This is a genomic window from Saccharococcus thermophilus (assembly GCF_011761475.1).
GTDB lineage: Bacteria > Bacillota > Bacilli > Bacillales > Anoxybacillaceae > Saccharococcus > Saccharococcus thermophilus.
In genome coordinates this window covers 331,852-352,112 of the sequence record NZ_JAASRS010000001.1, presented here as the reverse complement: position 1 = coordinate 352,112, position 20,261 = coordinate 331,852, and the positions used below count along the sequence as shown (strand labels likewise).

Below are 20,261 nucleotides of genomic sequence, written 5' to 3'. Positions count from 1 at the left end.
CATTCGTAGACAGGCTGTTTCCGCGGCCGGAAGAAAAGGACTGGCCTCTTTTTATATGCGGCCAGTGCCGCCATTTTTCCATTCTTCATCCAACATAGCCAAAAACTCTTCGTTCGAATTTGTTTGGCGGAGCTTATTTAAAAACCGCTCGATAAAATCAGGGGAATCGGACATTGTTTTGCGAATCGCCCATAGTTTTTCCAAATGTTCTTTTGGAATGAGTAGTTCTTCTTTGCGCGTGCCCGAACGGCGGATATCGATGGCTGGAAAAATGCGGCGCTCTGCCAATGAACGGTCAAGGTGCAGTTCCATATTTCCTGTGCCTTTAAATTCTTCATAAATGACATCGTCCATGCGCGACCCGGTATCAATGAGCGCGGTCGCTAAAATCGTCAAGCTGCCGCCCTCTTCGATATTGCGGGCTGCCCCAAAAAACCGCTTCGGGCGATGGAACGCTGCCGGGTCAATTCCTCCTGACAGCGTGCGGCCGCTCGGCGGAATGACTAGGTTATAGGCACGCGCCAACCGCGTGATGCTGTCCATCAAAATGACGACATCGCGTTTATGCTCGACAAGGCGCATCGCGCGCTCTAGCACTAATTCGGCCACTTTAATATGGTTTTCCGGCACTTCATCAAATGTCGAACTGACGACATCGCCTTGCACAGACCGTTCGATATCGGTTACTTCTTCCGGGCGTTCATCAATGAGGAGGACGATCAGCTCTACTTCCGGGTGATTGGTCGTAATGCTGTTAGCGATTTCTTTTAACAGCATCGTTTTTCCGGCTTTTGGCGGAGCGACAATCAACCCGCGCTGCCCAAATCCGACCGGGGCAATTAAGTCGATAATTCTTGTCGACAGTTTGTCCGGAGTCGTTTCCAACTTCATTTGCCGGTTTGGATATAGCGGCGTTAGCGCCGGAAAGTGAACGCGTTCTTTCGCGACTTCCGGATCTTCGCCGTTGACCGCTTCGACATGAAGCAGGCCGAAATAACGCTCATTTTCTTTTGGCGGGCGCACTTTTCCTGATACTTTATCGCCGTTGCGCAAGTCAAAACGGCGGATTTGCGACGCGGAAATATAGATGTCTTCCGAACTAGGAGAATAGTTGATTGGGCGCAGAAAGCCAAATCCTTCCGATGGAATGATTTCCAATACGCCTTCCATAAAAAATAATCCGTCTTGTTCCGCACGCGCTTTCAAAATAGCAAAAATAAGCTCTTTTTTTGTTAGTTTACTGTAATACGAAATTTTATATTGACGGGCGAGCTCGTAAAGCTCTTTCAATTTCATGTTTTCTAATGTAGCAAGCGTTAACTCCATTTCGACACCACACTTTTGCAGTTTTTCGTTTTCTCCCATATGTTACTCCGAGCGTTCCATATTTTACGAAATTCAAACGGATGGGATAAAAAAGAAGATGATGAAGGCTGAAATAAAGAAGTAGAATGGCAGAGCTTATTTTTATGCACATGCAGCATGACTATTTTACCCTTTTTGCCGTTTTTTAATCAATAGTTTTTTTATTTCTATAAAAATAAGCGGGGGGCGGCAAGTTTTTTCCTTCTCCCCCGCTCTGGCAACACATTTATTTAATAACTAAATTCGGCTTTTTCTTTAAGCTGTGGCGGCCTTCAATAAAGCGAACCGTACCTGATTTGGCCCGCATGACAACGGAATGGGTGAGACCGTATGCTCCTTTAAATTGCACGCCGCGCAACAGTTCTCCGTCCGTGACGCCGGTAGCGGCGAAAATCGCATCGTCCCCTTTGACCAAGTCTTCCATGCGCAACACTTTATTGACATCAATGCCCATTTTCTTGCATCGTTCTAATTCCGCATCATTTTGCGGCAATAGTTTGCCTTGAATTTCGCCGCCGAGGCATTTCAGCGCGACTGCCGCCAATACTCCTTCCGGCGCCCCGCCGGAACCGAATAAAATATCGACGCCAGTATGATCAAACGCCGTATTAATGGCAGCGGCGACATCGCCGTCATTAATCAGCTTGATGCGCGCTCCCGCTTCGCGCAGCTCAGCGATCAACCGTTCGTGGCGAGGCCGATTTAATACGATGGCGACGACGTCTTCAATGTCTTTGTTCTTCGCTTTCGCCACCGCTTTTAAATTGTCAATGATCGGAGCCTCGATATCAATCATCCCGACCGCCTCCGGACCAACGGCAATTTTATCCATATACATGTCCGGTGCATGCAGCAAATTGCCGTGATCGGCGACAGCAACGACAGCCAAGGCGTTCCATCCACCGGATGCGACGATATTGGTGCCTTCGAGCGGATCAACGGCGACATCAACGCGCGGATCGTAACCGTTACCAAGTTTTTCGCCAATATATAGCATCGGCGCTTCATCCATTTCTCCTTCTCCGATCACCACGGTCCCTTTCATTGGAACCGTATCAAATACATTGCGCATCGCTGACGTAGCGGCATCATCCGCTTCATTCTTTTTGCCCCGCCCCATCCATCTGGCGGCAGCCAGGGCGGCCGCTTCGGTGACGCGGACAAGCTCCATCGATAAACTTCTTTCCATTGAAACTTCTCCCCTTCCCTTTGTTGCCTGAATCATCATGCATGTTTCATTTGTTCGATTTCTTCGTCCGTCATTTTTTCCCGCCAAATCGTCGCTCCGATAGCGGTCAGCTTTTCGACCAGATTGCTGTAGCCGCGGTCAATATGCTCGACTCCGGCAATTTCCGTCAATCCTTCCGCCATCAAGCCGGCAACAACCAGCGCCGCGCCCGCGCGCAAATCGCTCGCTTTTACCTTTGCCCCTTGCAGTTGAACCGGACCGGTGACGATGGCCGAACGGCCTTCGACTTTGATGTTGGCGTTCATGCGGCGAAGCTCATCAACATGTTTAAAGCGGGCGCTATAAATGGTATCGGTAACGACGCTCGTGCCATGCGCTTTGCATAAAAGCGCGGTAAACGGCTGCTGCAAATCAGTTGGAAAACCTGGATATACATGCGTTTTCACGTCGACGGCTTTTAATGAAGGAGCACCGGAAACGAGGATTTGATCGTCGCTTGTTTCCACACGCACGCCCATTTCGCGCAATTTTGCCGTCAACGACTCGACGTGCTGCGGAATGACGTTATCGATGATCACTTCTTTTCCCATCGCCGCGGCAGCAATCATATACGTGCCGGCCTCAATGCGGTCAGGAATAATGGAATGGCGGCATCCCGATAATTTTTCGACGCCGTCGATGCGAATGACATCCGTCCCGGCACCTTTAATTTTCGCGCCCATATTGGAAAGTAATGTCGCCACATCAATAATTTCCGGCTCTTTTGCAGCGTTTTCAATAATCGTCCGACCTTTGGCGAGCACCGCCGCCAGCATGATGTTAATCGTCGCTCCAACGCTGACGACATCCAAAAAAATACGGGCACCCCGCAATTCTTCGGCGCGCAAATAAATTGCGCCCTGCTCGTTCGTCACTTTTGCTCCTAACGCCTCAAAGCCTTTAATATGCTGGTCAATCGGACGCGGACCTAAATGGCAGCCGCCCGGCAAGCCGACGACCGCTTTTTTGAAACGGCCGAGCATCGCTCCCATTAAATAATACGAAGCGCGTAATTTTTTTACTTTCCCATTCGGCAGCGGCATCGACACCATATTTCTCGGATCGATGACCGCCTCTTTGCCGTCAAAATGAAATGATCCGCCAATTTCTTCAATTAAGCTTCCCAAAATGCGCACGTCAGAAATGTCCGGCAGTCCCTCGATCGTAACCGGTGAATCGGCGAGAATCGTCGCAGGAATAAGGGCAACGGCGCTATTTTTCGCGCCGCTTACCTTAATGGTCCCTTGCAACGGATCCCCGCCAATAATCTTGATTTTTTCCATTATAGTCTCCCTTCTTTGATGAGAAGTTGACTTCTATGTTTGCTTGGTTGCCGTTCACTGCTGTTTTTGCCGGTTCCAGTCAGCCAAAAACTTTTCAATCCCTTGGTCTGTCAGCGGGTGGTTAAACAATTGCATTAAGACTTTGTACGGAACCGTCGCAATATGTGCTCCTCTTAGCGCTGCTTCCGTCACATGGAGCGGATGGCGAATCGATGCTGCGATAATTTCCGTGTCAATTCCGTGGATGTTAAAAATGTCGGCGATCGTGGAAATCAATTCGAAACCGTTATGACCAATATCGTCTAAACGGCCGAGGAACGGGGATACGTACGTTGCTCCGGCACGCGCCGCCAGCAGCGCTTGGTTGGCGGTGAACACTAATGTTACATTTGTCTTGATGCCTTTTTCGCTAAATACTTTTACCGCTTTCAATCCTTCCGGTGTCATCGGCACTTTAATCGTAATGTTTGGCGCAATTTTCGCCAGTTCTTCGCCTTCTTCAATCATTCCTTTCGCATCGGTGGAGATGACTTCCGCGCTCACCGATCCTGATACAATGGATGTAATTTCGCGAAGGCGGTCGTGAAAGGAAACGTTTTCTTTGGCGACAAGGCTTGGATTGGTCGTCACTCCGGCTAAAATGCCAAGCTCATTCGCCTTTTTAATTTCTTCCAAATTGGCTGTATCGATAAAAAACTTCATGGCGATATCCTCCCTTATCCTTGATGGAACAAGAAAGAGAAACCGCAATGACGTCATCCGTCAAGCGGTTTTTCTTTCTTGCTGTTTATTGCACTGCTTTTCCAGAAGAGCCGAATTCGCGCATTTTTCCGATGACCGTCGCTTTAATCGCGTCGCGGCCTGGGCCGATAATTTTGCGCGGATCATATACTTTTTCGTCTTTCGCCAACAATTCACGGACGACTTTCGTAAATGCGATTTGGTTTTCCGTATTGACATTGATTTTCGATGTACCAAGGGAAATGGCGCGTTGAATTTGTTCAGTCGGGATGCCTGTACCACCGTGAAGCACAAGCGGAATGCCAGTTAAATCGCGAATTTGTTCCATTTCGGCGAACCCTAATTTTGGCTCTCCTTTGTATGGACCGTGCACCGAACCCAAAGCAGGGGCTAAACAGTCAATGCCTGTCCGTTTGACTAACTCTTCACATTCTTTCGGATCCGCATAAATAATGCCTTCACCGATGACATCGTCTTCCTGTCCACCGACCGTTCCTAGCTCCGCCTCCACCGACACGCCGCGCGCATGTGCGTATTCGACGACTTGCGAAGTGATTTTGACGTTTTCTTCAAATGGATGGTGAGAGGCGTCAATCATGACGGAAGTAAAACCAGCGTCAATGGCTGCTTTACATTTTTCAAAGCTGGAGCCGTGATCGAGATGGATCGCCACTGGAACGGTAATATTCATGTCTTCCATCAAACCTTTAACCATATTCACGACCGTTTTAAAACCGCTCATATAACGCGCCGCACCTTCAGACACGCCGAGGATGACCGGCGATTTTTCTTCTTCTGCCGCTGCTAAAATCGCCTGCGTCCACTCTAAGTTGTTAATGTTAAATTGGCCGACAGCGTACTTTTCACGCAACGCTTTGTTCAGCATTTCTGTCATTGAGACTAAAGGCATTGTAAAATCCTCCTTATGCTCTAACGTTATCGCCTTTCCCAAACATAGCTATGCGTCATTCCAACGGGGGATATGTACGAAAGGCGTAAAATTGTCCTACGTTATAAGCATACCAACTTACAAAGAAAACAGCAACATTGTCACTCTTTAGACAAACAACTGTACTTTTTATGACACTAAATGTTTCTTAACCGCCGTACGCAAATCGTCGATATCAAATGGCTTGGCAAAATGCATAATCGCCCCCAGTTCCTTTGTTTCCTGAATCATATCAAGCTCTCCATAAGCGGTCATAATAATGACCTTAATATCGGGATCAATTTCTTTTAACCGTTTTAATATTTCAATGCCATCCATGCCAGGTATTTTCATATCCAATAACACTAAATCAGGGCGGTGTTTGCGGACAATTTCGAGCGCCTGCATGCCGTTTGCCGCCTGATATGTCGTATATCCTTCTCTCTGGAACACCTCATTTAATAAAATGCGAATTCCGTATTGATCGTCGACAATCAAAATTTTGTTGCCCATCTATATGCACCTCAATTCGTTTGTTTTTTCTTCCACCTTAATAGTTTCGCATTTCCCTATTAATTTCCTGCCGCTTTTTTCGCGATTTCGCCAAATTCCCATCCGTTCCTTGTTTTTTGTATAATAGGCAACGAAAGGAGGACAAACTAGTGAAAATTTTTACGACGCAAATGATCGGCATTTTGCAAAAAATTGCCGCGGAAGAAGAGCTGGCGCTCGAAGACGGAGCACGTTTGCTCGCACAGGCGATAATCGGAGACGGCCGCATTTTTCTTCACGGGTTTCATGAAATGGAGGCAGTGGTCATCGAAGCTCTCTGCGGGCAAGACAAGCTGCCAAAAGCGGCGCGCTTAATGGAAAATGGGCATCTTCGCCATGATATCGACAAAACGGATCGCGTTTTATTGGTTACGCGATTTTCCAATGATAAAGACGCCATTAACCTTGCCGAACAATTAAAAGAAAAAGGTCTTGAAATTGCCGCTATTTCCGCTGTTGTCAAAGACGAGCAACCGTCACTCGCTGACATTGTCGATGTCCATATCGATAGCAAATTGCTAAAACCAATCATTCCGAAGGACGACGGCAGCCGCATCGGCTTTCCAACGGTGATCACGGCCTCGTTTGCATACTATTGTCTGTTGCTTACCATTTATGACATTTTAGAAGAATACGAGTAATTAAAAAGGACTATCTAGCCTATGCGGAAGATAGTCCTTTTCTTGTGTAAATACGATTATTGTTTTAATGATGCTTTAATAAACTCACGGAACAACGGCTGCGGTCTTGTCGGCCGCGATGTAAATTCCGGATGGAATTGGGCGGCGACAAACCATGGATGGTCTTTCAACTCAATGATTTCGACAAGCCGGCCGTCCGGGCTTGTTCCGGAAAAGATGAAACCATGCTGTTCCATGATTTGACGATAGTGATTGTTGAATTCATAACGATGGCGGTGGCGTTCGTAAATCACTTCATCTTGATATGCTTCGTAGGCAAGCGTTCCTTCTAGCAATTTGCAAGGATAAAGACCTAGTCGAAGCGTTCCTCCTAAATCTTCGATGTCTTTTTGTTCCGGCAACAAATCGATGATCGGATGCGGCGTATTCGGATCAAATTCTGCGGAATGCGCTTCTTTTAACCCAACAACATTGCGGGCAAATTCAATGGAAGCAAGCTGCATGCCGAGACAAATGCCAAGGAACGGCACTTTTTGTTCACGCGCGTAGCGAATCGCTTCAATTTTTCCTTCAATGCCGCGGTCCCCAAATCCGCCTGGCACAAGAATGCCGTCCGCATCTCCTAACAATTCGGCGACGTTTTCCTTATTGACGTGTTCGGAGTTAATCCATTTAATGTCAATATCGGTGTCAAACGCATAACCAGCATGGCGCAGCGCTTCGACGACGGAAATGTACGCATCTTGCAGCTCCACGTATTTTCCGACCAGCGCGATTTTTGTTGTCCGCGACAAATTGCGTACTTTTTCCACCAGCGCTTTCCATTCCGTCATGTCCGCTTCTTTGCAATTGAGTTTCAAATGTTCGCACACGATTTGGTCGAGTTTTTGCTCCTGAAGCATCAATGGAACAGCGTATAACGTATCGGCGTCGCGCGCTTCAATGACCGCTTTCGGATCAATATCGCAAAATAGCGCGATTTTCTCCTTCATTTCTTGCGGCATCGGCATTTCCGTGCGGACGACGATAACGTTTGGCTGAATGCCGAGGCTGCGCAGTTCTTTGACGCTATGCTGCGTCGGCTTCGTTTTCATTTCGCCAGCCGCTTTAATATACGGAACGAGCGTGCAATGAATGTACATCACGTTTTCGCGGCCGATATCGCTTTTAATTTGGCGGATTGCTTCTAAAAACGGCAACGACTCGATATCGCCGACCGTGCCGCCGATTTCCGTAATGACGACATCGGCGTTCGTTTCGCGGCCTGCACGAAATACCCGTTCTTTAATTTCGTTCGTAATGTGCGGAATGACTTGCACGGTGCCGCCCAAATAGTCGCCGCGGCGCTCTTTTTTGATCACAGCGGAATAAATTTTTCCCGTCGTGACGTTGCTGTATTTGTTTAAGTTAATATCGATAAAACGTTCATAATGCCCTAAATCAAGGTCCGTTTCCGCGCCGTCATCCGTCACAAACACCTCACCGTGCTGATATGGACTCATCGTTCCCGGGTCGACGTTAATATACGGGTCAAATTTCTGAATCGTCACATTTAATCCGCGGTTTTTTAACAGCCGGCCTAACGATGCCGCCGTAATCCCTTTTCCTAGCGAAGATACGACACCGCCAGTCACAAAAATATATTTTGTCATCTTGTCTTCCCCCTTGCCGAAATTACATATACAGTGTGTACTAATTCCACAAATAAAAAACGCTCCACTTACGTATATGTAAGGGAGCGATATATTTTCCGTCTGTTTTTAAGAGCCCAAGCAAAATTCTACCTAGTTCTATTCGTAAAGTCAAGAGAATATTACGCGTCTTGTTCATCGTCATCGAGCTCTAACTCTTCGTCCAGCTCGTCGTCGCCCAAGTCAAATTCATCCTCGTCAAGAATCTCATCATCAAACGCGACATCATCGTCCAAATCGAATTCGTCATCCTCGAGAAGCTCGTCTTCATCAAGGTCAATCTCATCCTCGTCAAATTCGTCAAGATCATCGTAATCGATATCTTCTTCATCAAGAAGATCATCGTAGTCATCATAATCGTCATCAAGCGCTTTTTTCTTCTTCTTCGGCTTCGTCGCCACCATAACTGTTTCGTCTTCGGTTTGATCAAACGGATACCAAGCACGCAGCCCCCAGACGTTTTCCCCGACGCAAATAAAACGGCCGTCGATATTTAAGTCTGTATAATACTGAGCAAGCCGCTGTTTTACTTCCTGCTCCGATAAACCAATTAGCGCAGCAACTTCGTCAACAAGTTGTTGGAACGATAACGCTTCTCGTTTTTCTGATAAAATGAGACTAGCGAGTTCCACAAATGACATTTCCCGCAATTCCTCTTGAGAGTATTGCTGCAGACTCAAATTCGGCACTCCCCTTCTATGTAATAAACTAACAAATGAATGCGAGTTGAATACATACCATTCATTATAAACAAATTCTCGCTGTTTATGCTAGATATTTGCAGAAAAAAAATGTACATTTCCAGCTTGGATGTTTGATAGGGTAGCGGACGCTGCCCATTTTCATTTTATGGCAAGAAAAAAGGAAATCGGCAAGCGATTTCCTTTTCTCGTATTACATGTTGCGGCGGTATTGTCCGCCCACTTCATAAAGGGCGCGCGTAATTTGTCCGAGGCTGGCGACTTTTACTGTTTCCATTAATTCTTCGAAAATATTGCCGCCGCTTACCGCCACTTGTTTGAGGCGCTCGAGTGCTTCATCGACTTTATCTTTATTTCTCTCTTGGAATTCACGCAAGTTTTTAATTTGCAATTCTTTTTCTTCGTATGTGGCGCGCGCGAGCTGGATGTTGTTCAACTCCTCTTCCGATGGCGGATTCGGATTGAGGAACGTATTGACGCCGATGATCGGAAGTTCGCCGCTATGTTTTTTCATTTCGTAATACATCGATTCTTCTTGAATTTTTCCACGCTGATATTGCATTTCCATCGCGCCGAGCACGCCGCCGCGGTCGTTGAGGCGTTCAAATTCCCGCAATACTGCTTCTTCCACTAAGTCGGTCAGCTCTTCAATAATAAACGACCCTTGCAGCGGATTTTCATTTTTCGCGAGACCCAATTCTTTCGTGATGATAAGCTGGATCGCCATCGCGCGACGGACCGACTCCTCGGTCGGTGTCGTGATTGCTTCGTCATAGGCGTTTGTATGGAGCGAGTTGCAGTTATCGTAAATCGCCATTAACGCCTGCAATGTCGTACGGATGTCGTTAAAATCAATTTCTTGCGCATGAAGCGAACGGCCGGATGTTTGGATATGATATTTTAATTTTTGGCTTCGTTCGTTTGCCCCGTATTTTTCGCGCATGACGATCGCCCAAATGCGGCGCGCCACACGGCCGATCACCGAATATTCTGGATCTAGGCCGTTGCTGAAGAAGAAGGAAAGGTTTGGCGCGAAATCATCGATTTTCATGCCGCGGCTTAAATAATATTCGACGTACGTAAAGCCGTTGGCGAGCGTAAACGCCAGCTGGGTAATCGGATTGGCACCCGCTTCGGCGATATGGTAGCCCGAAATCGATACGGAATAATAGTTGCGCACTTTATGCTTAATAAAATATTCTTGAATGTCGCCCATCATTTTTAAGGCGAAATCGGTCGAGAAAATACACGTATTTTGCCCTTGGTCTTCTTTTAAAATATCGGCCTGAACCGTGCCGCGCACCGTTTGCAGCGTGTATGCTTTTACTTCTTCGTATTCTTCTTTCGTCAGCGGACGGCCTAGTTCTTTTTCCCGCTTTTCGACTTGCTGGTCGATCGCCGTGTTCATAAACATCGCTAAAATAATCGGCGCCGGACCGTTGATCGTCATCGATACGGATGTCAGCGGGTCACACAAGTCAAAGCCTTTATACAGCTTTTTCATATCATCGAGCGTACAGACGCTGACGCCGCTTTCGCCAACTTTGCCGAAAATGTCTGGGCGGTAGTCTGGGTCTTGACCATACAGCGTGACCGAATCGAACGCTGTGCTTAACCGCTTCGCTTTATCTTCTTTGCAGAGATAATGGAAGCGGCGATTCGTCCGCTCTGGCGTGCCTTCGCCGGCAAACTGCCGTTTCGGATCTTCGCCTTGCCGTTTAAACGGAAAGACGCCGGCTGTATATGGAAACGAGCCTGGAACATTTTCTTTGTACACCCAGCGCAAAATTTCGCCGTAATCTTTAAATTTTGGCAGCGCCACTTTCGGAATATCGAGCCCGGACAAGCTTTTCGTTGTTAACTCGGTGACAATTTCCTTATCGCGCACTTTTGTCACAAACTGTTTCGCGGCATATTTCGCTTTCAAATCTTCCCATGAGGCAAGGATTCGTTTCGATTCCGGCGTTAGTTCATTTTCGTAATGCTGCTTGAGCTCCTCGAGCGCCGCGATCACTTCTTCGCTTTCGCCGCGTTCTTTTGCCGCTTCGATCGCCCCTTCAATTTGGAAAAGACGGCGCGCGAGTTCGGACTGTTGTTCGACGCGCTTATGATAGTTGCGGACCGTTTCCGTAATTTCCCGCAAGTAATGGCGCCGCTCACTTGGGATGATAACGTTATGCTTTTCGACGTTCGCTACCGTTTTCAAATTCGTTTTCCAGTTTGTTCCCATTTTTTGGTTGATCAGGTCGATCAGCGCGACAAACAGCGTGTTCGTTCCCGGATCGTTAAATTGGCTGGCGATCGTGCCATAGACCGGCATTTCCGAAAGGTCTTTATCAAATAGCTGGTGGCTGCGCTGATATTGTTTTTGCACTTGGCGTTTCGCGTCTTCCGACCCTTCGCGTTCAAATTTGTTGATGACGATTAAATCGGCGTAGTCAATCATATCGATTTTCTCAAGCTGCGTTGGCGCGCCGTATTCGCTCGTCATCACATACATCGAGATATCACATACTTCCGTGATCGCCGCATCTCCTTGGCCGATTCCGCTCGTTTCGACGATAATTAAATCAAAGCCCGCCGCTTTGACGACAGAAATGGCATCGCGAATCGCAAGCGACAGCTCCGAGCGGGAATTGCGCGTCGCCAGGCTGCGCATATAGACGCGCGGCGAGTTGATCGCATTCATGCGGATGCGGTCGCCAAGCAGGGCGCCGCCCGTTTTTTGTTTCGTCGGATCAATCGATAAAATCGCGATTTTGATATCCGGAATCTCGTTTAAGAAACGGCGCACTAACTCATCGGTCAGCGAGCTTTTCCCCGCTCCGCCCGTGCCGGTAATACCGAGAACCGGCACCTTTTTGGTCATCGTTTTCACCTTTTCTAGCGCCGCCTCCGCCGCTGCCGCTACTTCGCTCGAAGCATCGACACGGCTTTCACATAACGTGATTAACCGCGCGATTGCTTGGACGTCTCCACTTGGCAGCCGTTCTAATTCATCGGTAATTTCGGTAACGGTCGGAAAATCGCATTCTTCGAGCATAATGTTAATCATGCCTTGCAGCCCGAAACGGCGGCCGTCCTCCGGCGAAAAAATGCGGGCGATGCCGTATTCATGCAGCTCTTTGATTTCACGCGGAATAATGACGCCGCCTCCGCCGCCGTAAATGCGGATATGGGAAGCACCGCGCTCTTGCAACAGGTCATACATATATTTGAAAAATTCCATATGCCCGCCTTGATAAGAGGAGACGGCAATTCCTTGCACATCCTCCTGGATCGCGGCATTGACAATTTCATCGACGGAACGGTTGTGCCCCAAATGAATGACTTCCGCCCCGCTTGCCTGCAAAATGCGGCGCATGATGTTAATCGATGCGTCGTGGCCGTCAAATAAGCTTGACGCCGTCACAAAGCGAATGTGATGCTTCGGACGATAAATATGTGCCATCCTTTCCTCCCCCTTTAATCATGTGACCGTTTTTTCATAATCCCCTTTAGCAGCAATTCCGTCTGCAGTTCAATATATTCATCAAGCGTATACATTTTTTTCAGCGCCCAGCGGCGAAACGCCCACATTTGTCCCAACACGAAAATGTCGTGAGCGAACAGTTTAATTTCATCCTCCATCAGCTGAAATACACCGTTGTTGACGCATGTCTGCAAAATGTTTTCAAACATGCCGACCATTTGGATTTCCTTGTTGAGCACGTATGGCAGCGATTCTTTGCTGAGCGATTTCACTTCCTGATACATAACAAGCACTTCATCTTGTAAATCGTCGATGACTTTGAAATAGCGGGCGATCGCTAACTTAAAGCTTTCGATCGTGCCGTGGTGGGTTTCGATATCTTTTTCCATTCGTTCTCGCACTTCATCATAAATGCGGTCGCAAACGAGATAAAGGATGTCTTCTTTTTTGCGGATGTATTCATACAGCGTCCCGATGCTAAATCCCGATGCTTTCGCAATTTCCCTTGTTGTCGTCTGGTGAAATCCTTTTTGTTTAAACAGGGAAATCGCTCCTTTAATCATTTGGTTGCGGCGCTTTTTGACAAGCTTTTCATCTTTGACGGATGCGATCACTTCCCGTTTTTTCATCTTGACCACCTGCAATGACGCGGATGCTTATCTAGTAAGCATCCGCGAAATAACAAGACGTTGAATCTCTTGCGTTCCTTCGTAAATTTGCGTAATTTTCGCATCGCGCATAAACCGTTCGACCGGATAGTCTTTCGTATAGCCGTTGCCGCCGAAAATTTGCACGGCATCGACCGTTACTTTCATCGCCGTATCGCCGGCAAACAATTTGGCCATCGCCGATGCTTTGCCGTACGGCAGGCCGTTGGACTCCAGCCATGCCGCCTGATACGTGAGCAGTCGCGCCGCTTCAATCGCCGTTGCCATGTCGGCCAATTTAAAGGCCACACCTTGCTGCTCGGCGATCGGCTTGCCAAATTGTACCCGTTGTTTGGCGTACTCAACCGCTGCGTCTAACGCTCCTTGGGCGATGCCGACCGCTTGCGCCGCGATACCGTTGCGACCGCCGTCAAGCGTCATCATCGCGATTTTGAAACCTTCCCCTTCTTGCCCGAGAAGATTTTCTTTCGGAATGCGGCAGTCTTCAAAAATAAGCTCGGTTGTCGGCGAGGAACGAATGCCGAGTTTTTTCTCTTTTTTGCCGATTGAAAATCCTGGCGTACCTTTTTCAACGATAAATGCGCTGATGCCTTTATGGCGTTTTTCCGGATCAGTAACGGCAAATACGACGTAAATTTCCGCTTCGCCGCCGTTGGTGATCCATACTTTGGAGCCGTTTAATACGTAATAGTCGCCATCCCGCACCGCTCTCGTTTTCATCGAAGCGACGTCCGAACCGGCACCCGGCTCGGAAAGACCGTACGCGCCGAGCTTTTCCCCTGTCGCGAGGGCGCGCAAATATTTTTGCTTTTGTTCTTCGGTGCCAAATTTATAAATCGGCCAGCTCGCAAGGGAGATATGCGCGGAAAGCGTAACCCCGGTAGACGCGCATACTCTTGACAATTCTTCGACAGCAATCACATACGCCAAATAATCGCTGCCGATGCCGCCGTACTCTTCCGGCCACGGAATTCCGGTCAGGCCTAATTCAGCCATTTTATTAAAAATTCCGCGGTCAAACCGTTCTTCTTCATCCCGTTCCGCCGCTGTCGGCGCCACTTCGTTTTCGGCAAACTCGCGCACCATTTTTCGTATCATTTCATGTTCTTCACTTAATTGAAAATTCATATCCCGATCCCCCATTTAATATATGCTTAACGTTGCCTTACTCTTTCGTTAAGTACTTGCTAATGACTAAACGTTGAATTTCGCTTGTTCCTTCGTAAATTTCGCAAATTTTCGCATCGCGGAACAGCCGCTCGACCGGATAGTCTTTCGTATAGCCGTTGCCGCCGAAGATTTGCACCGCTTCAATCGCGTTTTCCATCGCCGTTCTCGAAGCGAACAACTTCGCCATCGACGCTTCTTTTCCGCATGGGAGGCCTTGCGCCCGCAAAAATGCCGCACGATAGACAAGCAGCTTCGCCGCTTCGACCGCCGTCGCCATATCAGCGAGCTTAAAGGCGACGCCTTGCTGCTCGGCAATCGGTTTGCCAAACTGGATGCGTTCTTTCGCATAAGCGGTCGCATGTTCGAGCGCCGCTTCAGCAATGCCTAGCGATTGCGCGGCGATGCCGATGCGTCCGACATCGAGGTTAGCCATCGCGATTTTAAAGCCTTGCCCTTCTTCACCAAGCAAGTTTTCCGCCGGCACTTTCGCGTCTTCCAGCGTAATTTGTACCGTCCGCGAACCGTGTAGCCCCATTTTTTTCTCGTCTTTGCCGATGATAAACCCCGGCGTATCTTTTTCGACGATAAAGGCGGAAATGCCGCGGCTGCCTTTTTCATTCGGGTCGGTGCGGGCAAAGACGATGTACGTATCCGCCTCGCCGCCATTGGTGATAAAGATTTTCGATCCATTTAAAATGTAATAGTCGCCTTGGCGGACCGCTTTCGTTTTTAAACTTTTCGCATCCGACCCAGCGCTCGGTTCGGTAAGGCAAAACGCGCCTAAATACTCGCCGCTGGCCAGCTTCGGTACATATTTTTTCTTTTGCTCCTCCGTTCCGAAGTATAAAATCGGATTCGTGCCGACCGACGTATGCACCGATAAAATGACGCCGACCGTGGCACTGACTTTAGAAATTTCATGGATGGCGATAATGTAGGAAACAAAGTCCATACCGGCGCCGCCGTACTCTTCCGGAACGGTAATGCCCATCAGACCGAGCTCGGCCATTTTGTTTAAAATCGGGCGCGGAAATTCGCCTTGCTCCATGCGTTCCACAAACGGGGCGATTTCCGCCTGCGCGAACTCGCGCACCATGTTCCTCATCATTTCTTGCTCTTCGGTAAAGTGCAGATTCATGTATGCCACCTTCTTTGCTGATTACTCGTATGTGTAAAATCCTCTTCCTGTTTTGCGGCCGAGCCAGCCGGCTTTCACGTATTTGCGCAATAACGGGCATGGACGGTATTTATCGTCGCCAAACCCTTCATGAAGCGTTTCCATAATGTACAGACACGTATCCAAGCCGATGAAATCGGCCAATGTCAGCGGTCCCATCGGATGGTTCATGCCAAGCTTCATTACTTCGTCGATCGCTTCTTTTGTCGCGACCCCTTCATATAACGCGTAAATCGCTTCGTTGATCATTGGCATCAAGACGCGGTTGGAGATAAAGCCCGGAAAGTCGTTGACTTCAACTGGTACTTTATTCAGCTTGCGCGTAATCGCTTCAATCGTCTCATACACCTCATCCGCCGTCGCCAGTCCGCGGATAATTTCGACGAGCTTCATGACCGGAACCGGATTCATAAAATGCATGCCGATCACTTTTTCCGGCCGTTTCGTCGCCGCGGCGATTTCCGTAATCGGCAGCGAAGACGTATTTGTCGCCAAAATCGCATGCGGCGGAGCAATTTGATCGAGTTCGGCAAACAGCTTTGTTTTTACATCCATGTTTTCGACGATCGCTTCAATGACTAAATCGACTTGCGCCGCGTTTTGCAAATCGGTGGAAGGGGTGAGGCGCGACAGTGTCGCCGCTTTTTCTTCTTCCGTCATTTTTCCTTTTTCCACTTGGCGCGACAATAATTTTTCGATATTGGCAAGCCCTTTATCGATTTGCGCTTGGCTAATGTCGTGCAAGAAAACATGATATCCCGCCATCGCGCATACTTGGGCAATGCCCGAACCCATTTGTCCGGCACCGACAACCATGATCGTTTTTACATCCATGTTCCCACATCCCCTGTCTTTTGTTGTTTCAAAGTAAAGTGCAATGATTTATCTGATGGAAATAGCGCGCCGCCTCCGCTTTTTTTCCTGTCTAGCTCCAGCGGCTAGCCTTCTTCTGCCAAATAACCTTCCCCCTCGGGGTGACAAGCACCCCTGCGGGTGAAGAACATTTGGCTTCGAAGGCTAATCGCGCCGCTTCCGCTTTTCTATACTTGTACCATGATGGCGTCGCCCTGGCCGCCGCCGCTGCAAATCGCGGCAATGCCGATGCCGCCGCCTCGGCGTTTTAATTCGTGGATCAGGGTAATGATAATGCGCGCGCCGCTGGCGCCGATCGGATGGCCTAATGCGACCGCGCCGCCGTTGACGTTCACTTTTTCCGGATCAATGTCGGCGATTTGGATGCTCGCCAGCGCTACGGCGGCAAACGCTTCGTTAATTTCGAATAAATCGATGTCATGGACCGTTTTTCCGGTTTTGCGCAACAATTCGTTAATGACAAGCCCCGGCGTTTTCGGAAAATCTTTTGCCTCTACGGCAATCGCCGTATGCGCCAAAATCGTCGCAAGCGGTTGAATTCCTTCACGGACGGCGCGCTCTTCGCTCATCAGGACAAGCGCGGCGGCTCCGTCATTGACGCCCGGCGCGTTTCCGGCTGTCACCGTTCCTTGCGGGTCAAAAACAGGTGGAAGTTTGGCCAGCTTTTCGAGCGACGTATCTTTTCTTGGCGCCTCATCGTGCTCGACAAGTATTGGCTCGCCTTTTCGCTGCGGCACCGCGACCGGTACGATCTCTTCGGCTAGTAATCCCGCTTCCATCGCGGCGATTGCCCGCTGATGGCTGCGGTACGCCCACTTGTCTTGTTCCTCGCGGGAGATACCTAATTCTTTCGCCGTTTCACCGCCATAAACCCCCATATGCACACCGGTAAAACTGCATGTCAGCCCGTCATACACCATTAAATCTTTGACAGCGCCGTCGCCCATCCGCAGTCCCCAGCGCGCTTTCGGCAATATATACGGTGCGTTGCTCATTGATTCCATGCCGCCGGCGACGACTACCTCCGCTTCGCCGAGGCGGATGATTTGGTCGCCAAGAGTTACCGCCCGCATACCGGAAGCGCATACTTTATTAATCGTTTCCGTGCGTACTTCCCACGGAATTCCGGCATGACGCATCGCTTGGCGGGATGGCAGCTGTCCTTGTCCGCCCTGCAGGACAGTCCCTAAAATAACTTGATCGACTTGTTCTCCGCTAATGTTGGCGCGCGCCAGCGCTTCTTTTATCGCAATGCCGCCAAGTTCGGCAGCCGTCAGCGACTGCAAGGCGCCGCCAAATTTGCCAAACGGTGTCCGTACAGCGCTTACAATCACCGTTTTTCCCATGAAACCTCTCCCCCTTTGTGATCTCCCTTTGTAACAGGAAAGCGATTACAACAATACAGACTGAACGCTCGCTCGATAATGGTGGTAAAGAGAAGGTGTACACGAGCGCACACCCTCTTAATCTATTATACTAACTATTTTAAAAAATAGGAATTGTATATTCAATTTTTTTTTAAGAGGCTGCTTCTTTTTCTTCGCCAAAGACCGATTTCGCCAGCAATTCGGCGACATCGTAAGTCGAGACCCTGTCTTCGACTTCTTTTGCTTTTGTCCCGTCCGTCAGCATTGTCAAGCAGTACGGACAGCCAGAGCTGATCACCGTCGGATTGACGGCAAGCGCCTGTTCGGTGCGGGCTACGTTGATGCGGTTTCCTGTTGTTTCTTCCATCCACATCAAACCGCCGCCGGCCCCGCAGCACATGCCGCGTTCGCGGTTGCGTTCCATTTCAACGAGCTCGACGCCCGGAATCGCCTGCAAAATTTTGCGCGGCGCGTCATACACATCGTTGTAACGTCCTAAATAACAGGAATCATGGAACGTCACTCGTTCTTTCACTTCATATTTCGGCACCAATCGGCCTTCGTCAATCAGCTTCGCGAGCAGCTCAGTATGATGGTATACTTCCGCTTCGAAGCCGAAATCTGGATATTCGTTTTTAAACGTGTTGTAGGCGTGCGGGTCGATCGTCACAATCTTTTTCACGCCTGCTTTTTCAAATTCCGCGATATTGTTGGCCGCAAGTTCCTGGAATAAAAACTCGTTTCCTAAGCGGCGCGGCGTGTCACCTGAGTTTTTCTCTTTATTTCCTAAAATCGCAAACTTCACGCCCGCTTCATTTAACAATTTCGCAAACGCCAAGGCGATTTTTTGGCTGCGGTTGTCAAACGAGCCCATCGAGCCGACCCAGAATAAATATTCGAACTCCTCGCCGGCTTTGTTCATTTCTTTGACCGTCGGAACGTGCACATCCTCGCGAAGCTCGCGCCAGTTTTCTCTCTCTTTGCGGTTCAGTCCCCATGGGTTTCCTTGGCGCTCAATATTGGTCATCGCCCGCTGCGCATCCGGGTTCATTTTTCCTTCTGTCAGCACAAGGTAGCGGCGCAAGTCGATAATTTTGTCAACGTGCTCGTTCATGACCGGGCATTGGTCTTCACAGTTGCGGCATGTTGTACAAGCCCAAATTTCCTCTTCCGTAATGACATCGCCGATGAGGCTTGGCATCTCCAGTGTCGCCGCTTGTTCCTGCGCGCCTTGCGCGGCAAACGCTATTTGGTTTCCTCTCGTGTTTTTAAAGGCAAACGTCGGCACCCACGGAGCCCGGGACGTAACGGCTGCCCCTTTTTCGGTCAGGTGGTCGCGCAATTTTAAAATCAAATCCATTGGCGACAACATTTTCCCTGTTCCAGTGGCCGGACACATGCTTGTGCATCGTCCGCACTCCACACAGGCATATAAATCGATGAGCTGCTTTTGCGTAAAATCTTCAATTTTCCCGACACCAAATGATTCCTGCGTTTCATCTTCGAAATTGATGGTTGATAATTTCGGCCGCGACAAACGGCTGAGAAAGACGTTAATCGGCGCAGCAATCAAGTGAGCGTGTTTCGACTGCGGTACGTATACTAAGAAGGTAAGCAAAATCAATAAATGGACCCACCAAGCGATAAAGAATAAGACCACGGCACCCGTTTCGCCAACCCAATGGAACGCGCCGGCGATGAGCGACGCGACCGGTTCGCTCCACGAGGCTTCTTCCCCGTGCCAAATCATGGCCATTCCGTTGCCAAACAAAACGGAAAGCATTAGCCCACCGATAAAGATGAGTACTAAACCAGCTTTAAAATCGCGTTTTAAGCGAACGAGCTTTTCAATATAACGACGGTAAAACGCGGCAAATACGACAATCAAAATAAGCAAGGTGACAATTTCTTGGAAAAACGTAAACCCCGGATAAAGCGGTCCTAGCGGCAGATGTGCCCCGGGAACGAGACCTTTAATAATAAAGTCAATCGCTCCGAATTGCACCAGAATAAAGCCGTAGAAAAAGATGACGTGAATGAGGCCGCTTTTCTTATCTTTTAAAAGCTTTTTCTGGCCAAAGACGTTGACCCAAATTTTTTGCAGGCGCTCCTTTACTTTTTCATCAAACTCGACTTTTTTGCCGAGCTTAATGTATATCGCCCGCGTTTTTACAACGTAGGCAAACAAGTAAACGGCGTAAGCGGTTACAAGCAAAAACGCAAGAAAGTTGATCACTAATAGCGGATTCATGCCTCTCTCCCCTTCCCCCTTTGAATCGATGAGATGCCAATCAAAAATATTAACAACAAAATAAATTTTCAGAATTATGCCCTTGCGTCTATTTTACATAATGAATGAGCATTCAGTCAATAATGTTTTTACATAATGTCCTGCTATTTTTTG

The 20,261-nt window shown here is 48.7% G+C and carries 16 protein-coding genes; 1 reads left to right on the top strand and 15 read right to left on the bottom strand.

Annotation, left to right across the window (positions count from 1 at the left end; genetic code table 11):
• Positions 1 to 51: 51 nt before the first annotated feature.
• From rho to BDD39_RS01910, 6 genes are all read right to left on the bottom strand, one after another.
• On the bottom strand, positions 52 to 1,326 hold the full coding sequence (gene rho / locus BDD39_RS01935) for a transcription termination factor Rho (RefSeq protein ID WP_166912218.1): 1,275 nt from the start codon (positions 1,324 to 1,326) through the stop codon (positions 52 to 54).
• Positions 1,327 to 1,591: 265 nt separating this feature from the next.
• Complete coding sequence (gene glpX, locus BDD39_RS01930; RefSeq protein ID WP_166907657.1) at positions 1,592 to 2,554, bottom strand: class II fructose-bisphosphatase; 963 nt, start codon at positions 2,552 to 2,554, stop codon at positions 1,592 to 1,594.
• A gap of 35 nt (positions 2,555 to 2,589) precedes the next feature.
• On the bottom strand, positions 2,590 to 3,876 hold the full coding sequence (locus BDD39_RS01925) for a UDP-N-acetylglucosamine 1-carboxyvinyltransferase (protein ID WP_166907655.1): 1,287 nt from the start codon (positions 3,874 to 3,876) through the stop codon (positions 2,590 to 2,592).
• 54 nt (positions 3,877 to 3,930) lie between these two features.
• Entirely contained in the window at positions 3,931 to 4,578 is a 648-nt protein-coding gene (fsa, locus tag BDD39_RS01920; protein WP_017436899.1) for a fructose-6-phosphate aldolase, read from the bottom strand.
• Between the two features lie 85 nt (positions 4,579 to 4,663).
• Positions 4,664 to 5,527, bottom strand: coding sequence for a class II fructose-bisphosphate aldolase (locus BDD39_RS01915; RefSeq protein WP_166907653.1), 864 nt, complete (start codon positions 5,525 to 5,527; stop codon positions 4,664 to 4,666).
• Positions 5,528 to 5,695: 168 nt separating this feature from the next.
• Positions 5,696 to 6,058 carry a response regulator gene (locus BDD39_RS01910; protein WP_166907651.1) on the bottom strand — a complete coding sequence of 121 codons (363 nt, stop codon included), beginning with the start codon at positions 6,056 to 6,058 and terminating at the stop codon, positions 5,696 to 5,698.
• 149 nt (positions 6,059 to 6,207) lie between these two features.
• On the opposite strand from BDD39_RS01910, the gene BDD39_RS01905 reads away from it, so the two are divergent.
• Entirely contained in the window at positions 6,208 to 6,738 is a 531-nt protein-coding gene (locus tag BDD39_RS01905) for a DUF2529 family protein (RefSeq protein ID WP_166907649.1), read from the top strand.
• A gap of 56 nt (positions 6,739 to 6,794) precedes the next feature.
• On the opposite strand, the gene BDD39_RS01900 is transcribed toward BDD39_RS01905, so the two are convergent.
• From BDD39_RS01900 to BDD39_RS01860, 9 genes are all read right to left on the bottom strand, one after another.
• On the bottom strand, positions 6,795 to 8,390 hold the full coding sequence (locus tag BDD39_RS01900) for a CTP synthase (RefSeq protein ID WP_166907647.1): 1,596 nt from the start codon (positions 8,388 to 8,390) through the stop codon (positions 6,795 to 6,797).
• A 161-nt stretch (positions 8,391 to 8,551) separates the two neighbouring features.
• Positions 8,552 to 9,118, bottom strand: a complete 567-nt coding sequence (gene rpoE, locus BDD39_RS01895) for a DNA-directed RNA polymerase subunit delta (protein WP_166907645.1) — start codon at positions 9,116 to 9,118, stop codon at positions 8,552 to 8,554.
• Between the two features lie 205 nt (positions 9,119 to 9,323).
• Positions 9,324 to 12,581, bottom strand: coding sequence for a fused isobutyryl-CoA mutase/GTPase IcmF (gene icmF, locus BDD39_RS01890; protein ID WP_166907643.1), 3,258 nt, complete (start codon positions 12,579 to 12,581; stop codon positions 9,324 to 9,326).
• Between the two features lie 14 nt (positions 12,582 to 12,595).
• The gene (locus BDD39_RS01885) at positions 12,596 to 13,231 is read right to left on the bottom strand and encodes a TetR/AcrR family transcriptional regulator (protein WP_166907641.1); all 636 of its coding nucleotides are present in this window, start codon (positions 13,229 to 13,231) and stop codon (positions 12,596 to 12,598) included.
• Positions 13,232 to 13,258: 27 nt separating this feature from the next.
• On the bottom strand, positions 13,259 to 14,398 hold the full coding sequence (locus tag BDD39_RS01880; RefSeq protein WP_166907639.1) for an acyl-CoA dehydrogenase: 1,140 nt from the start codon (positions 14,396 to 14,398) through the stop codon (positions 13,259 to 13,261).
• A gap of 37 nt (positions 14,399 to 14,435) precedes the next feature.
• Entirely contained in the window at positions 14,436 to 15,578 is a 1,143-nt protein-coding gene (locus BDD39_RS01875; protein WP_166907637.1) for an acyl-CoA dehydrogenase, read from the bottom strand.
• 21 nt (positions 15,579 to 15,599) lie between these two features.
• Complete coding sequence (locus tag BDD39_RS01870; RefSeq protein ID WP_166907635.1) at positions 15,600 to 16,451, bottom strand: 3-hydroxybutyryl-CoA dehydrogenase; 852 nt, start codon at positions 16,449 to 16,451, stop codon at positions 15,600 to 15,602.
• A gap of 206 nt (positions 16,452 to 16,657) precedes the next feature.
• Positions 16,658 to 17,836, bottom strand: coding sequence for an acetyl-CoA C-acetyltransferase (locus BDD39_RS01865; protein ID WP_166907633.1), 1,179 nt, complete (start codon positions 17,834 to 17,836; stop codon positions 16,658 to 16,660).
• 172 nt (positions 17,837 to 18,008) lie between these two features.
• Positions 18,009 to 20,108 (bottom strand): (Fe-S)-binding protein, encoded by a 2,100-nt coding sequence (locus tag BDD39_RS01860; protein WP_166907631.1) that lies wholly within the window; start codon positions 20,106 to 20,108, stop codon positions 18,009 to 18,011.
• Positions 20,109 to 20,261 lie beyond the last annotated feature (153 nt).

What these genes read in the sequence shown, in the direction of transcription:
- rho (WP_166912218.1), bottom strand. Translation starts at nt 1,326, where the DNA reads ATGGAGTTAACGCTTGCTACATTAGAAAACATGAAATTGAAAGAGCTT.
- glpX (WP_166907657.1), bottom strand. Translation starts at nt 2,554, where the DNA reads ATGGAAAGAAGTTTATCGATGGAGCTTGTCCGCGTCACCGAAGCGGCC.
- BDD39_RS01925 (WP_166907655.1), bottom strand. Translation starts at nt 3,876, where the DNA reads ATGGAAAAAATCAAGATTATTGGCGGGGATCCGTTGCAAGGGACCATT.
- fsa (WP_017436899.1), bottom strand. Translation starts at nt 4,578, where the DNA reads ATGAAGTTTTTTATCGATACAGCCAATTTGGAAGAAATTAAAAAGGCG.
- BDD39_RS01915 (WP_166907653.1), bottom strand. Translation starts at nt 5,527, where the DNA reads ATGCCTTTAGTCTCAATGACAGAAATGCTGAACAAAGCGTTGCGTGAA.
- BDD39_RS01910 (WP_166907651.1), bottom strand. Translation starts at nt 6,058, where the DNA reads ATGGGCAACAAAATTTTGATTGTCGACGATCAATACGGAATTCGCATT.
- BDD39_RS01900 (WP_166907647.1), bottom strand. Translation starts at nt 8,390, where the DNA reads ATGACAAAATATATTTTTGTGACTGGCGGTGTCGTATCTTCGCTAGGA.
- icmF (WP_166907643.1), bottom strand. Translation starts at nt 12,581, where the DNA reads ATGGCACATATTTATCGTCCGAAGCATCACATTCGCTTTGTGACGGCG.
- BDD39_RS01885 (WP_166907641.1), bottom strand. Translation starts at nt 13,231, where the DNA reads ATGAAAAAACGGGAAGTGATCGCATCCGTCAAAGATGAAAAGCTTGTC.
- BDD39_RS01880 (WP_166907639.1), bottom strand. Translation starts at nt 14,398, where the DNA reads ATGAATTTTCAATTAAGTGAAGAACATGAAATGATACGAAAAATGGTG.
- BDD39_RS01875 (WP_166907637.1), bottom strand. Translation starts at nt 15,578, where the DNA reads ATGAATCTGCACTTTACCGAAGAGCAAGAAATGATGAGGAACATGGTG.
- BDD39_RS01870 (WP_166907635.1), bottom strand. Translation starts at nt 16,451, where the DNA reads ATGGATGTAAAAACGATCATGGTTGTCGGTGCCGGACAAATGGGTTCG.
- BDD39_RS01865 (WP_166907633.1), bottom strand. Translation starts at nt 17,836, where the DNA reads ATGGGAAAAACGGTGATTGTAAGCGCTGTACGGACACCGTTTGGCAAA.
- BDD39_RS01860 (WP_166907631.1), bottom strand. Translation starts at nt 20,108, where the DNA reads ATGAATCCGCTATTAGTGATCAACTTTCTTGCGTTTTTGCTTGTAACC.